The organism is Enterobacteriaceae bacterium Kacie_13 (assembly GCA_013457415.1).
Taxonomy (GTDB): domain Bacteria; phylum Pseudomonadota; class Gammaproteobacteria; order Enterobacterales; family Enterobacteriaceae; genus Rahnella.
In genome coordinates this window covers 1873060-1888850 of record CP045665.1, presented here as the reverse complement: position 1 = coordinate 1888850, position 15791 = coordinate 1873060, and the positions used below count along the sequence as shown (strand labels likewise).

Genomic DNA, 15791 nt, shown 5'->3' with positions numbered 1-15791 from the left:
TTATTTGCATGAAAATAGTTAGCAATTAACGTCAGTTGAATAGTTCTGAATTTACCAAGGATTTTGCCATTTCATCTTTACCAGATAAAAGCGGCGCAGTACTGAGTGGCCATTCAATACCAATATCAGGATCATTCCACACAATTCCGCGATCATGCGTCGGAGAATAATAATTCGTTGTCTTATAAACGAACTCTGCGGTTTCACTCAATACCAGGAAGCCATGAGCAAAACCTTCTGGGATCCAAAGCTGACGTTTGTTCTCGGCAGAAAGATGAACACCAACCCATTGACCAAATGTAGGTGAACTTTTACGGATATCGACCGCAACATCAAACACTTCACCCACGACGCAGCGGACCAATTTAGCCTGCGCATAGGGCGGAAGTTGAAAGTGAAGTCCGCGAAGGACACCTTTAGTCGATTTGGAATGATTGTCTTGAATGAAGTTAACTTGGTAACCCACTGCATCTTCAAAAACTTTCTGATTAAAGCTTTCAAAGAAGAAGCCACGATCATCACCAAATACTTTGGGTTCTAAAATCAATACATCTGGGATTTCGGTTTTAATAATTTGCATGAGTTTTAATAACCTTTAATCATCTTCAACAAATACTTGCCATAATCATTTTTAATCAATGGTGCAGCCAATTTCTTAACCTGTTCTGCATCGATAAAACCTTTGCGGAAGGCGATCTCTTCAGGGCACGCAACTTTTAAACCCTGACGAAGCTCAATAGTCTGAATAAAATTACTCGCTTCGATCAAGCTCTGGTGCGTGCCGGTATCCAGCCATGCGTATCCACGTCCCATCATGGCAACCGACAGACGCCCTTCTTCGAGATATAATCTGTTGATGTCAGTGATCTCATACTCACCACGTGGTGATGGTTTTAACCCTTTTGCCATTTTGACAACACTGTTATCGTAGAAATAAAGGCCCGTAACAGCATAATTGCTTTTTGGTTCTAATGGCTTTTCTTCCAGAGAAATAGCTTTCCCTGCTTTATCAAATTCCACCACGCCGTAACGTTCCGGATCATGGACGTGATAGGCAAACACAGTGGCACCAGACTCTTTTGCTACAGCGGCCTCTAACTGTTTTTGCAAATCATGTCCGTAGAAAATGTTGTCACCGAGTACCAGTGCACAATCATCATCACCAATAAACTCTTCCCCAATAACAAAGGCCTGGGCCAGACCATCAGGACTTTCTTGAATTTTATATTGCAGATTCAATCCCCACTGGCTACCGTCACCCAGCAGTTGTTCAAAACGCGGTGTGTCCTGGGGTGTACTGATAATGAGGATATCGCGGATACCCGCCAGCATAAGTGTGCTGATCGGGTAATAGATCATCGGCTTATCATAAATAGGTAACAGTTGTTTGCTGACTGCCATAGTCACTGGGTACAGGCGGGTGCCTGATCCACCTGCGAGAATAATACCTTTACGTGTGGTCATTTTAAGCTCTCAATTTTGTCGCTGCCCTTTAACGGGCAATAATTATTAAACTAGTGACTATTACAGACCCGATGGTGTGAACAACTCGGCGAGCATACGTTTAACCCCGACATCCCAGCGTGGCAGCGTTAAACCAAAGGTCTGTTGAAACTTGCTATTATCAAGACGCGAATTATTTGGGCGTCGGGCGGGCGTAGGGTACGCGCTCGTTGCAACCGGATGAGTTTGCTTTAATGCGAGTTCATAGCCCGCACTCTGTGCTTCGGTAAAGACCACATTAGCATAATCAAACCAGGTCGTTATGCCCGAGGCAACAAGATGATACAGACCGGCGACTTCAGGCTTACGCATTGCGGTTGTTATAGCATGCGCGGTACAGTCGGCGAGAAGTTCAGCACCGGTTGGCGCACCAAACTGGTCATTGATAATTGAAAGCTCTTCCCGGTCTTTTGCAAGACGAAGCATGGTTTTTGCAAAGTTATTCCCTTTGCCAGCATATACCCAGCTTGTGCGAAAAATCAGGTGCTTAGGGCAATGCTTCTGAACAGCAATTTCACCGGCAAGCTTGGTTTCACCGTAGGTATTCAATGGTCCGGTTGCATCATCTTCTGACCAGGGCTTATCACCGTCACCTGGAAACACGTAATCTGTAGAATAATGGACTAACCATGCACCTATTAAGGCAGCTTCTTTGGCAATCGCCTCAACACTTGTCGCATTCAACAGTTGAGCGAAATCACGTTCTGATTCTGCTTTGTCAACCGCTGTATGTGCAGCTGCATTCACGATAACATCAGGTTTTATACGGCGAACGGTTTCAGCAATACCTTCTGGATTGCTGAAATCACCGCAATACTCTTTTGAATGAACATCAAGAGCAATCACGTTTCCTAAAGGAGCCAGAGCGCGCTGTAATTCCCAGCCAACCTGCCCTGTTTTGCCAAACAGAAGGATATCCATTATTTACGATCTCCGTAATTCTGCTCGACCCAAGATTTATAAGCACCACTTTTGATGTTATCAACCCACTTCTGATTATCTAAATACCATTGAACTGTCTTACGAATACCACTTTCAAACGTTTCGAGTGGTTTCCAGTTTAATTCCTGATTAATTTTATCAGCATCTATGGCATAACGACGATCATGTCCAGGGCGGTCGGCAACATAAGTGATTTGTTCACGATAGGAACTGTCTTTTGGAACGATTTCATCAAGCAAGTCGCAAATGGTCAGCACTACATCGAGATTTTTCTTCTCATTGTGTCCGCCGATATTGTAGGTCTCACCAATAACACCTTCGGTGACGACGGTATAAAGTGCGCGTGCATGATCCTCAACGTACAACCAGTCACGGATCTGATCGCCCTTACCGTAAATGGGCAGATTTTTACCTTCCAGAGCATTCAGGATAACTAAAGGTATGAGTTTTTCAGGAAAATGGAACGGACCATAATTGTTTGAACAGTTAGTCACAATGCATGGCAAACCATACGTACGCTGCCAGGCACGAACAAGGTGGTCGCTCGAGGCTTTAGATGCGGAGTAAGGACTACTTGGCGCGTAAGGCGTCTTTTCGGTGAACAGAGGCAATGCCTCCTGGCTTTGCCACTCATCAGGATGGGGCAAATCACCATAGACTTCATCTGTAGAAATATGATGAAAGCGGAAAACGTGTTTTCTTTCCTGAGTCAGCTGCGACCAATATGCACGAGTAGCTTCAAGCAGGGTATAAGTCCCTACGATGTTAGTCTCGATGAAATCAGCTGGACCGGTAATAGAACGATCAACGTGACTTTCTGCAGCGAGATGCATTACAGCATCAGGTTGATGTGTAGCAAAAATCTTATCAAGAGCAATTTTATCGCAAATATCTGCCTGAACAAAAGTATAGCGTTCGCTATCACATACCATATCTACCGATTCAAGATTCCCAGCGTATGTGAGTTTATCAACGTTGATAACGCTGTCATTGGTATTATTGATGATATGACGAACAACTGCAGAGCCTATAAAACCAGCGCCACCAGTAACTAAAATTTTCATTTTAAAGTCTCTCTTTAACAAATAATATCTTAAACTTCAAATAGGTAAACCATGGCTTAGCCATTATTTTTCTTTGAGCACACCGATTCTGGAAAGTTTATTAATGAACAATACGAAAGCCACAAAACAGAGAATAAACAAAACCAGAACCGCAAGCTGATTGTAATTTTTATAATCCGCAACAATACCTACTACCGAAAATGAAATAGCTATCGCTAATACTATTAGCAATGCAGTAGAATGCCTGAAACCGTACTTCAAAAGAATATGATGTAAATGCTCACGATCTGGTTTAAAAGGACTATCGCCCCTGCGGACTCTCGAAACCATCACGCGGATCATATCCATCAGTGGCACAGCGATGATCCATAGCGCCGTAACCGGATGCAATATCGCTGTAGTCCCCTGCGTTGCCAGAATAATTAACCAAATAACGGTAAATCCAATCAAAGTACTTCCGGCATCCCCCATGAAGACTTTAAATTTACGTCCCCATGGAATGCCTAAATTCAGCAGGATATAAGGGATACAGGCAATTGTCAGACAAATACACCACTGTGCCAGTTCAAAATTATCATGCAGTGAAAATGCCACACCTAATGAGGCAAAACTGACGCAAGATAAAGCACCAAGCAATCCGTCAATTCCATCTACCATATTAAAAGCATTAATTGCACACATAACGGCGAATATTGTCACTACATATCCTAAAATACCTAAGCCAACCGGGTATCCCAGGAAAATATCACCGAGTGAAGCAAGATGTAATCCACTAAACATCATGACTATGGCCACAAAAGCCTGCAAAGCTATACGGGGGGTAACAGGCAGATCGTAGCGGTCATCCAGGACGCCAACAAGTAATAGCAAGCTCGTACAAATAATGTAATAGCTAAAATTTGGGAACCAATCAGGCTGCAAGAAAAATAATACCCATATGGATAAGTATATTGAGACGCCCCCGACCAGAGGAATATGCCCGTTGTGATGTTTCCTCGCATTAGGTTTGTCTACCAACCCGACACGACGCGCAACTTTACGGGCAACAAATAATGAAGCTAACGCACTGAAAAATATTATAATATATTCTTGCATGACCGCACCATGTTCAATCGATTAATTTTTAAATTACTTCAAGCTTTATTAATAACGCTAACTAAGCGGCGAGTTTTAAGAATTTAGTATTTCAATCAATTTTTAAATTTATTATTTAGGCTCTCTACTCAATCTATCTGTATAGTTCTTTAGAAAATCCATATAATTCCAGAAAACCCATCCACTCTGGTGCCCGCGTACATCCGGAAATGGTTAAAAACCACGCTACCGCCCTTGGCTCACAAGCTACCAATGCACTTATCCTACATACCTTGTTGAAACAAACCTTAAACCATGTACAACACCAGGCAACTATCTCGATAAACCTGTCTCACAAAACTCAACTGGCAATTTTTAACCTAATTATGTTTCATAGCAACATGTAATCATCTTAAAAATCCGACTGCACTTTGATACTCATACGCCAATTACGATGGCAAGCGTTGACAATGTCCATACCCGGATTAGACAAAACTTGTGACAGCAGGATTTTATATTGATTATTCAATAGCATATATGAAACAACATCGTAGATAGCACCAAGCAATATCAGAGAGACGGCTGTATATCTTCACTACAATTATCTGGTAGGTGGCTTGATAACCCCAATCAAGAGTATGATTTTCGAACACATCGTCCTGCATGATAATTACCGATATAGCCTAGCTCAATACTCAACGAAACGCAGCCTTAATCCTGTCTTTTTGTCAGTAAATGTATGTTTTAACGACATTACTGCTTAGATAATGTACAAGGCATTTTTTGAATTCGATTTAAATGCAATAAACATAATTACTTATAACGTGTGTAACCCGTTATTTGTTATTCCTGAGCATAATTCGATATTTATCAGATTGCTCAGAGCAGTCATTTTAGCCAGGTGTATTAATTACATCCTAACTAATTTCAGTTATAAAAAAGCACCATCGAGATGGTGCTTTCCATACATATCGTAAGTGGTATTACTCGCCAGCAAACTCTTTCAGCCACGCTTTGAAAGCATCACCCTGCGAGTTATGGCGCACGCCATACTCAACGAAGGCTTTCATGTAACCCAGCTTGTCACCACAGTCGTGTGAACGGCCAGTCATGGTGAAGGCTTCAACAGTTTTCTTCTTCATTAACAGGGCAATAGCATCTGTCAACTGAATTTCGTTGCCTGCACCATAAGGAGTGATTGCCAGCAGTGGCCAGATGTCTTCGGAGAAGACATAGCGCCCTACTACCGCCAGGTTAGACGGTGCATCTTTACGCTCTGGTTTTTCAACAATTGCGGTCATTGGCGTACTTTTACCGGGCTCACCTTCTACACCGTTACAGTCAACAATGCCGTATTTAGACACGTCTTGTTCAGGTACTTCTTCAACCATAACCTGACTGTTACCTGTTTCTTTGAAACGGGTCAACATAGCCGCAAGGTTGTCCTTGCGAAGATCGCTGGTGGAATCATCCATCAGGACGTCTGGCAGAATGACTGCAAAAGGAGAGTTGCCGATCAATGGCTTAGCGCAAAGAACTGCGTGACCCAGACCTTTTGACTGCCCCTGACGCACGTTCATGATGGTCACACCCTTAGGACAGATGGACTGAACTTCTTCCAGCAGCTGGCGCTTCACGCGGGTTTCCAGCATGCTTTCCAGTTCGAACGAGGTGTCAAAGTGGTTTTCGATAGCATTTTTTGAAGAATGCGTAACCAGAATGATTTCTTTGATGCCCGCAGCAGCACATTCGTTAACGATGTACTGGATCAGAGGCTTATCGACGATTGGCAGCATTTCTTTCGGAATGGCTTTCGTCGCTGGCAACATGCGTGTGCCCAGACCGGCAACAGGGATAACAGCTTTTAACATTGTAAAGGATACTCCTTGAAACCTATTGTGTGTAAATCCAGTCGGTTAACGTGATAAATCACAGTGAATATCCAGACTGAAATTGAAAATACAAACTTATTGCCCAGCACGATATTTTTCTTTACCGAGTATAGTCCCTGTCGTTTAGTTTAGGGAAACCATACTGTGAACTTCAGAACATCAAATACATAGCCTGCCTATGTGATTACGATACCAGTAAGCAGCACCAAACGGTAAGCTAAAGACTCAAATTTAGGAATGTTGAACCTGTTCGACGATTTTATCATCACAAATTGCTGCTTTCCAAATCAGGTCGATGGCATCTATTTATGAAGTCTGCCTTACATAGCCTACGCAACTCAACTCAGGGTACCCCGCTGTTTTAGATTTGAATTTTCCACGTCTGACGCCCATTATTCAGCATGCGGCAACCGCCGTGTAACTAAAGGTGAAAAACGTAATATGGAATGGATCGCCGATCCGTCGATTTGGGCCGGGCTGGCTACCCTGGTAGTACTCGAAATTGTTCTGGGCATAGACAATCTTATTTTTATCGCCATTTTGGCGGAAAAACTTCCGCGTCAGCAACGTGATAAAGCGCGCGTAACCGGGCTTTTACTCGCCTTAGTGATGCGCTTATTGCTGCTCGCCTGTATTTCCTGGCTGGCTACGCTGACCCGGCCCCTGCTTACCCTGCTCGGACATGCGTTCAGTGCCAGAGATATGATCATGCTGACCGGCGGGGTATTTCTGCTCTTTAAAGCCACGATGGAGCTGAATGAGCGGCTTGAAGGAAAGGATGAAGAACAAACCCAGCAGCATCGGGGGGCTAAATTCTGGGCGGTCGTAGCACAAATTGTGGTTCTGGATGCAGTCTTTTCACTCGACTCTGTCATCACCGCCGTCGGGATGGTCGATCATTTAGCCGTCATGATGGTCGCGGTTTGTATCGCCATCGGGCTGATGTTGCTGGCAAGTCGCCCACTCACACGCTTTGTGAATGCGCATCCGACGATTGTAATTTTGTGTCTCAGCTTCCTGCTAATGATCGGCTTCAGTCTGGTCGCAGAGGCCTTTGGTTATGCGATCCCGAAAGGTTATTTGTACGCGGCCATTGGTTTCTCGGTGATTATCGAAGCACTGAACCAGCTGGCCCAGTTCAACCGCCGACGCTTTTTATCTTCACGCCGGTCATTGCGTGAACGTACCGCGGAAACGGTACTTCGCGTTCTTCGCGGTAAACATGAAGAAGCCGAGCTGGATGCACACTCCTCCAGCATGATTGCTGACAGTGCTAATGAAGAGGATGCGATTTTCAACCAGCAGGAACGTCACATGATCGAACGTGTTCTCGGGCTCGGGCAGCGCACCGTCAGCAGCGTCATGACCTCGCGGCATGATGTCGATAACCTTGAACTCAATGACCCGGTTGACGTGCTGACACAGCAGATCGCCAATAATCAGCACACCCGCATGCTGGTGACTGAAGACAGTTCGACTGACGAACCTTTGGGCGTGGTACACGTGGTAGACTTGCTGAAACAACAGCTACTGCAAAATGAGTTAGACCTTAAGGCACTGATCCGCCAACCGCTGATTTTTCCAGAGCAACTCTCCTTGCTGATGGCGCTTGAACAGTTCCGTCAGGCGAAAACACATTTTGCGTTTGTGGTCGATGAGTTCGGTTCGGTTGAAGGGATCGTGACGCTGACAGATGTCATGGAAACCATCGCCGGCAACCTGCCGGAGTCTGATGAAACACCGGATGCACGCCATGACATTCAGCAGTTAGAAGATGGCACCTGGATTGCTAACGGCTACATGCCGCTTGAGGACTTAGTGATGTACATCGCCCTGCCGGTAGATGAGAAACGTGAATATCACACACTGGCGGGGCTGTTGATGGAACATACGCAGAGCATCCCGCAAGTAGGTGCGCAAATTACTATCCACGATTATCTGTTCGAACCGCTGGAAGTCAGTAGTCACCGCATCCTGAAAGTGAAAATCACCCCACTTAAATCGGCATCGGATAACGATTACGAAGTCTGATTCTGATTTAAAAAAAAATGGGTGCCTGATTCAGGCACCCATTTTTATTCGTAAGACGCAGCTCAGGATTATTTATTCAGAAACTTCTGCACGTCTTCGCCTTCTTTACTGTCTTTACGTTTATCAATCCAGTTTTGAATCGCGCTGCGGGCGCTCTGTTCCAGCGTGCGTCTCAGCACCTGGTCAACTTGCAACTGATAACCCATCTGCGCCCAGGGACCATAAATGCGAAGCGGGATGTCGGTGGTTTTCAGCGTATTAATCAGATTGCTGTCACCTTTCCAGCCCCCTGTGACGCGGATCAGTAAGTTCATATCTACCTGCTGATCGGCCATGTCTATGCTGCCGTTCCCTTTCGCGGAAACCATTGGCGACTGACCTTCGAGATTATTTAGCGTCAGTGTGCCATCCGCCAGCTTGCCCTCGGCTTTTAGTGTATCTATCTGGCTGTAATGTTCATATTGCTCCAGCCCTTGCACTTTATCGCTGCTTCGCGAAACAGCCTGCTGGATAAGCTGCTGAATATTAATGCCATTCAGGTGAGCGTTATCCATGGAAAGTTGCCCTTCTCCCTGCCAGCGCCGTGCGAAATCAGCGGCGGAAAGCCCTTTGCCGTGAACATCCCCTTTCAGAGAGAAGCTACCAGTCAGGGCTTTCGGCAACCCATAGGCTGCCAGCACATCACCTAGCTCGATTTTGTTCACATCCGGCACCAGATGCACCTGAATCTGTTTGCCGGTCACGTCGATATCGCCTGGGAGTGAGAATTTTCCGCTGCCCATATTGCCGCTAAAGGTCGATAACGTAACCTTACCCTGCTGATTTTCTGCATTCAGCGCCAGATCTTGAACCTTCAGACCACGGTAAGTTAAATCGGCGACTTGCAAAGCCAGCCGGGCATTGAAAGCCTGCAAACTACTCAGACCATTCGGCTGATCGTCCACATCACGGGCAATCACCGGCGCGGATGTCACGGAGGACTCATTTTCCGTTGTTTGTTCATCGGTTTCAGGCTGCCAGCCGCTGAGCGCATCGAGGTCAAGTTTGTTAGCGGTTAAATCCAGCTGATAGTTGGTACTACCACTGAGAGTGGCCGAAGCGGTGCCAGAAATCTGATTATCGTTCGCGGTTAAATCCAGCTGGCTAAGTTTGACAGTGTCGGTATCGCGCTGGTAGCTGGCCTGCATTGCACCATTACCCTGAACGCCCTTAACCGGAATATCTGCGCCGTTCAACTGATAGGTAAACTTGCTGATATTCGCCGCAAAAGCCTGCGGATAGTGCTGCATATCCAGTTCAGCTTTCATGGTAAAAGCGAGATCGCGCTGATTGCGGTTTATGCGACTGGAAAGCTGGATAGTCGCCTGGCGATTGGCATTTTTGTCCATCTGCATATTGATATCACGGACATTGATGACATCATCGTCGCCGCGTTGCCAGATAAGGAGACTGTCGACAATGCTTAATTTATCGATATCAAATTTCCAGCCCGCCTCGAGGGTCGGCGTTACCGGCGCAACAGGCGTTGGAGAGGAAGGCGCGACAGGCGCGTCTGGCTGATTCTCTTCGCTATCTGGTGTAAGACGAACGACCGCATTTTTCAGTAAAACCTGTTTGACAGCGAGCTGATGAGAAAGCAGCGGCCAGAGTTTGACGTCCAGACGCATGTTTTCGGCGCTGACTACAGGCGTGTTAGCACCAGGAGCGGTCAGTGACGTTTGTCCGGCGATGATGCTCAACTGAGGCCAGACGTGCCAGCGCAGCGAGCCATTGATCTCCAGCTGGTAGCCGCTTTTCATCTCAACCCGTTCCACCATATATTGACGGAAGTCATTCGGGTTAATCAGAAACACCAGCGAAGTCATGCCGGCAATGATAACCACCAGTAAAATCACCAGTGTTGTCAGTAGTCTTCTCATGCCTTCCTCACGTTTTTATCCGGCCTGCAGATAAAAAAGCTGAATCAATCTTCATCAATACGGCTGGCAACCGCACTTTGCTGGTCGCGATATTTCGCATCCTGACGGCTGTTATAAGGACGCGCTGCCGGGCCAGATAACGGCTCGAAACTCAGTGCGCCTATCAGCATGCCAGGGCGAAGTGCCAGGGGCAGTTTGCCGGAATTATAAAACTCCAGCACGATGCGCCCCTGCCAGCCTGGATCGATGCGGTGCGCAGTCACGTGAACCATTAACCCCAGACGTGCCAGCGAAGAGCGCCCGTCCAGCCAGCCGACCAGATCATCGGGGATAGACACAGTCTCAAACGTCACGGCCAGCGCCAGCTCCCCCGGATGCAGGAAGAATGCTTCGCCTTCTGGCAAAACAATCTCATCACTCATCACTTTATCGAGAGAGGCGCTGACTTCGTCCTTCGGGCCACTCAGATCGATAAAACCCGCGTTATGCCCGAGAAATACGCGAAAGCCATTACCCAGACGCACATCTACTGTAGCACCGTTAATACGTTCAACGGGCGGACGCGGTGAAATGCCTAATTTGCCACTGTCCAGCCAGGCTTCTATATCTCGATCGCAAAGTCTCATCGTTTCTCCGGTTTGTTTTTCTACAGCATGGCGATTAATTGAAGAACTGGCTGATTTTTGCCTTGAGGATATCAATCGCAATCCGGTTCTTGCCGCCTCGCGGCACAATGATGTCTGCGTATTGTTTGGAAGGTTCGATAAATTGCAGGAACATTGGGCGGACGGTTTTCTGATACTGCGCCATCACGGAATCCATCGAACGGCCACGTTCGTTAACATCACGCTTCATGCGGCGCATCAGGCAGATATCAAGTGGCGTATCGACGAAAATAGAGAAGTTCATTTCCTGACGCAGACGCACGTCGGTCAGCAGCAAGATCCCTTCAAGAATGATGACTTTCTTCGGTTTTAGCGTCACCGTTTCAGCAAGCCGGGTGTGTTCAATAAAGCTGTAGCTCGGCAGTTCAATTGCCTGACCTGATTTCAGTGCCTGTAAATGCTGAAACAGTAAATTGTGATCCATCGCACTTGGATGGTCGTAGTTGGTTTTGACCCGCTCTTCCATGGTCATGTGGCTTTGGTCTTTATAGTAGCAATCTTCGGGGATCACCCCGATGTGCTCATCGCCTACCTGATCTCGAAGTTCACGGTATAACGTACTGGCGATAAGGCTTTTTCCCGAAGCAGATGCGCCAGCGATACCTACGATGACACACTGATGGAATTTGTCAGACATAAAATTAAAGACCTGATTTGGAAGTTGGAAGGCAAACACAGATATGTGCTTTGAACGCGGCAATTATAAGTTCAAGACACTGCCCGATGCCAGCGTTAAGGCTGTGTAATCGCTGACATCGGGCAATAAATCGCTGAGTTGAGAGATTAAACTGCGCGGAAAGCGATTTCTGTCGGAATCGCATCGCCTTTCCAGAACAGTTGTGATGCTACTTTTGACGCCAGTTCGCGATAAATCGTTGTAAATTCGCTCTCCGGATTCGAGACCACCGTCGGTTCGCCGCGGTCCAAATCTTCACGCAATGAGATATGTAACGGTAATTGCGCCAGCAGTTCGCAGCGATATTTCTCGGCCAGACGCTGTGCGCCGCCGGTGCCGAAAATTGGTTCGTGATGACCACAGTTGCTGCACACATGCATGCTCATGTTTTCAATAATGCCCAACACCGGCACATGCACTTTCTCAAACATGACGATCCCTTTCATGGCATCGAGCAACGCGATGTCCTGCGGCGTAGTCACAACGACAGCCCCGGTCACCGGAATATTTTGCGAGAGCGTCAGTTGAATGTCACCGGTGCCCGGCGGCAAATCGATTACCAGATAATCGAGATCCGGCCACAGCGTATCCTGCAACATCTGCATCAACGCCTTGCTGGCCATCGGCCCGCGCCAGACCATGGCATTTTCATCAGTGACCAGATAACCAATCGAGTTGGTCGCCAGACCATGGGCCATTATCGGTGACATGTGCACGCCATCCGGCGACGTCGGCCGTTCATCTTCAGTACCGAGCATATTCGGCACCGACGGTCCGTAAATATCGGCATCCAGGATACCGACTTTGCCTCCCTCGGCCGCCAGCGCAAGTGCCAGATTCACCGCAGTAGTCGATTTCCCGACACCGCCCTTGCCCGAACTGACCGCAAGAATATTGCGCACGCCCTTAATACCCGGCTGCTCATTCGCCCGTTTCATGGTGGCGATGTCGTGACGCAGGGTCCACTGGATTGCCGATGCGCCCGTTACACGCAGCAGCTCGCCGCTGGTTTCATCTTTCAATACTTCGAAACCGCTTTTCCAGGCGAAGGGCAGCGTCAGATCGATATGCAAAACCTCATCCATTAACACGCAGTGATGCAGTGCTTTAATGGCGTTGAGATCTTTTTGCAGAGTGGAATGGCGGAAGGTGGCCAGTACGCCGGTCACTAGTGCGCGCAGCCCCGCGGGGGTGGTCTGCTGTGGGGATTGAGATGTCATCCCGGCTCCTTGAAAAGGGTTATCAGACTATTTATTAAACGACTTATTCTTTAAATAGCATAACAGAAGGTTCATACAGAGATCCCCCGTTTGTTTACGCGGGGCGGCGCTTTCGGTTAACATCAATCCCCCTGATTTCAACAACAGAAAGCAAGCTCTTACTATGGCTCAAGTCGCGAAAAAAATTTTGGTAACCTGTGCACTTCCGTACGCCAACGGATCCATCCATCTCGGTCACATGCTCGAGCACATCCAGGCTGACGTCTGGGTTCGTTTCCAGCGAATGCGCGGCCACGAGGTGCACTTCATCTGTGCGGACGATGCGCACGGCACGCCGATCATGCTGAAAGCTCAGCAACTCGGTATCAAGCCGGAAGAGATGATTGCCGAAATGAGCCAGGAGCATCAGAAAGATTTCGCCGGTTTTGGTATCAGCTATGACAACTATCACTCCACGCACAGCGACGAAAACCGTGAGCTGTCCGAGTTGATTTATGGTCGTCTGAAAGAAAACGGCTTCATCAAGAACCGCACCATTTCTCAGTTGTACGATCCTGAGAAAGGCATGTTCCTGCCAGACCGTTTCGTCAAAGGCACGTGCCCGAAATGTAAATCACCGGACCAGTACGGTGATAACTGCGAAGTTTGCGGCGCAACCTACAGCCCGACTGAACTGATCGAGCCGAAATCTGTGGTGTCCGGCGCGACGCCTGTGATGCGTGATTCTGAACACTACTTCTTCGACCTCCCGGAGTTCAGCGCCATGTTGCAGGCTTGGACCCGTTCCGGTGCGTTGCAGGAGCAGGTCGCCAATAAAATGCAGGAGTGGTTCGAATCCGGTCTGCAACAGTGGGATATCTCCCGCGATGCACCTTACTTCGGTTTCGAAATTCCGGATGCGCCGGGCAAATTCTTCTACGTCTGGCTGGATGCGCCAATCGGCTACATGGGTTCATTTAAAAACCTGTGCGATCGTCGCAGCGATTTGAACTTCGACGAATTCTGGAAAAAAGATTCCACCACCGAGCTGTATCACTTCATCGGTAAAGACATTGTTTATTTCCACAGCCTGTTCTGGCCGGCGATGCTTGAGGGCAGTAATTTCCGTAAACCGACCAATCTGTTCGTTCACGGTTACGTCACGGTCAACGGCGCGAAGATGTCTAAATCGCGCGGCACGTTCATCAAGGCCAGCACCTATCTGAACCATCTGGACGCCGACTGCCTGCGTTATTATTACACCGCTAAACTGTCTTCCCGCATCGACGATATCGACCTGAATCTGGAAGATTTCGTGCAGCGCGTGAATGCCGATATTGTTAACAAAGTAGTGAATCTGGCGTCCCGTAATGCCGGTTTCATCGCCAAACGCTTTGATGGAAAACTGGCGGATAAGCTGGCGGACGAAGCGCTGTTCAAAACCTTCACCGATGCTGCTGAAAGCATTGCGCAGGCGTACGACAGTCGCGAATCCGGTCGTGCGATCCGTGAAATCATGGCGCTGGCCGATCTGGCTAACCGTTATGTGGACGAGCAGGCACCGTGGGTAGTTGCGAAACAGGAAGGCCGCGACGCAGACCTGCAGGCGATTTGCTCGATGGGCATCAACCTGTTCCGCGTGCTGATGACCTACCTCAAACCGGTTCTGCCATCGCTGGCCGAGCGGACAGAAGCATTCCTCAACACGGAGCTGAGCTGGGATTCCATTGCACAGCCGTTGCTGTCGCATCAGGTCAATCCGTTTAAAGCACTGTTTAACCGCATTGAGCTCGATAAAGTGGCTGCGATGGTCGATGCCTCGAAAGAAGATATTGCGGCAGCAAATGCGACCGTGGTGACCGGTCCACTGGCGGATGACCCGATTCAGGAAACCATTACTTTTGATGATTTCGCTAAAGTCGACATGCGTATCGCGCTGATTAAAAGTGCTGATTTCGTAGAAGGCTCTGACAAACTGCTGCGTCTGCAACTCGATTTGGGTGGCGAAACGCGACAGATTTTCTCCGGCATTCGCTCAGCGTATCCGGATCCGAAACTTCTGGAAGGCCGCCTGACCATCATGGTAGCAAACCTTGCGCCGCGTAAAATGCGCTTCGGTATCTCCGAGGGAATGGTAATGGCTGCGGGCCCTGGCGGAAAAGACATCTTCCTGCTCAGCCCGGATTCCGGCGCACAGCCGGGTATGCAGGTAAAGTAAAGCATTGATTTAGCAGAAAGCCCGATACATTTATCGGGCTTTTTTTTATGACTTTTCCGCAGAAAAAACGCAGAAAATACCCTATAAATTTCGGGTGTCAGGAAGGCGGCAAATGAGAAAGTCCCCGGGCGTTTACATCAGTAAGTGACCGGGGCGCACGAGCGCAGCCAACGCATCTGACGCACGAAAGATGACGGGTATTTTATTTTGGCCAGTTTGGCCAGATAGCCTTCGGATACTCCTTCTCAATATCTTCCCTTGCCAGCCCAATATCTTTCAGCTGATCGCCGGTTAATCCCTGCAATATCTTGCGGCTGACGCGGCGTTCATTCCAGCTGTACAGGACGGCATACACCTGTTTCATGAATCCTGCTTTTTCGACCGGCGTCTGTACGGTATGCAAAGGCGCAACAGTATCTGTTGCAGTAACTCTTTCACAAACAACGGTTTCACACCCTGCAAACTGACGTTCTTCAATGATATTTTTCATATTCTGCCCCTGTTAACGACCTGACAACAGGATCGGATAAACGGCCAAAACATTACAGATTCAGATTTTTAGTATTTCAACCATACAGATCTGGATTAGATGACAGATACAGGGTTAG

General features: G+C 47.8%; 13 protein-coding genes. 2 read left to right on the top strand and 11 right to left on the bottom strand.

Annotated elements, in window-relative coordinates:
* Positions 1-31: 31 nt before the first annotated feature.
* The 6 genes from rfbC to galU form a co-directional block, all read right to left on the bottom strand.
* A complete protein-coding gene (gene rfbC, locus GE278_08605; protein ID QLK60816.1) occupies positions 32-580 on the bottom strand; it encodes a dTDP-4-dehydrorhamnose 3,5-epimerase in 549 nt (182 codons plus the stop codon).
* Between the two features lie 5 nt (positions 581-585).
* Positions 586-1464, bottom strand: a complete 879-nt coding sequence (rfbA, locus tag GE278_08600; protein QLK60815.1) for a glucose-1-phosphate thymidylyltransferase RfbA — start codon at positions 1462-1464, stop codon at positions 586-588.
* Between the two features lie 60 nt (positions 1465-1524).
* Positions 1525-2424, bottom strand: a complete 900-nt coding sequence (gene rfbD / locus GE278_08595) for a dTDP-4-dehydrorhamnose reductase (GenBank protein QLK60814.1) — start codon at positions 2422-2424, stop codon at positions 1525-1527.
* A complete protein-coding gene (gene rfbB, locus GE278_08590; GenBank protein ID QLK60813.1) occupies positions 2424-3509 on the bottom strand; it encodes a dTDP-glucose 4,6-dehydratase in 1086 nt (361 codons plus the stop codon). The genes rfbD and rfbB overlap by 1 nt, the downstream gene beginning before the upstream one ends.
* Before the next feature lie 63 nt (positions 3510-3572).
* A complete protein-coding gene (gene wecA / locus GE278_08585; GenBank protein ID QLK60812.1) occupies positions 3573-4604 on the bottom strand; it encodes a UDP-N-acetylglucosamine--undecaprenyl-phosphate N-acetylglucosaminephosphotransferase in 1032 nt (343 codons plus the stop codon).
* Between the two features lie 962 nt (positions 4605-5566).
* Positions 5567-6454, bottom strand: a complete 888-nt coding sequence (galU, locus tag GE278_08580; GenBank protein QLK60811.1) for a UTP--glucose-1-phosphate uridylyltransferase GalU — start codon at positions 6452-6454, stop codon at positions 5567-5569.
* Positions 6455-6916: 462 nt separating this feature from the next.
* Between galU and GE278_08575 the strand changes: the two genes are divergently transcribed.
* Complete coding sequence (locus GE278_08575) at positions 6917-8506, top strand: CBS domain-containing protein (GenBank protein QLK60810.1); 1590 nt, start codon at positions 6917-6919, stop codon at positions 8504-8506.
* Between the two features lie 68 nt (positions 8507-8574).
* Here the strand turns inward: GE278_08575 and asmA are convergent, their stop codons facing one another.
* The 4 genes from asmA to apbC all read right to left on the bottom strand — a co-directional run bounded on the left by asmA (position 8575) and on the right by apbC (position 12986).
* The gene (asmA, locus tag GE278_08570; protein QLK60809.1) at positions 8575-10425 is read right to left on the bottom strand and encodes an outer membrane assembly protein AsmA; all 1851 of its coding nucleotides are present in this window, start codon (positions 10423-10425) and stop codon (positions 8575-8577) included.
* Positions 10426-10469: 44 nt separating this feature from the next.
* The gene (locus GE278_08565; protein QLK60808.1) at positions 10470-11051 is read right to left on the bottom strand and encodes a dCTP deaminase; all 582 of its coding nucleotides are present in this window, start codon (positions 11049-11051) and stop codon (positions 10470-10472) included.
* A gap of 34 nt (positions 11052-11085) precedes the next feature.
* A complete protein-coding gene (locus GE278_08560; GenBank protein ID QLK60807.1) occupies positions 11086-11727 on the bottom strand; it encodes a uridine kinase in 642 nt (213 codons plus the stop codon).
* Positions 11728-11873: 146 nt separating this feature from the next.
* The gene (gene apbC / locus GE278_08555; GenBank protein QLK60806.1) at positions 11874-12986 is read right to left on the bottom strand and encodes an iron-sulfur cluster carrier protein ApbC; all 1113 of its coding nucleotides are present in this window, start codon (positions 12984-12986) and stop codon (positions 11874-11876) included.
* 163 nt (positions 12987-13149) lie between these two features.
* Here apbC and metG point away from each other — a divergent pair, with 163 nt between their 5' ends.
* Positions 13150-15183, top strand: coding sequence for a methionine--tRNA ligase (gene metG / locus GE278_08550; GenBank protein ID QLK60805.1), 2034 nt, complete (start codon positions 13150-13152; stop codon positions 15181-15183).
* 202 nt (positions 15184-15385) lie between these two features.
* Here the strand turns inward: metG and GE278_08545 are convergent, their stop codons facing one another.
* Complete coding sequence (locus tag GE278_08545) at positions 15386-15673, bottom strand: DUF1127 domain-containing protein (protein ID QLK60804.1); 288 nt, start codon at positions 15671-15673, stop codon at positions 15386-15388.
* Between the last annotated feature and the right edge of the window lie 118 nt (positions 15674-15791).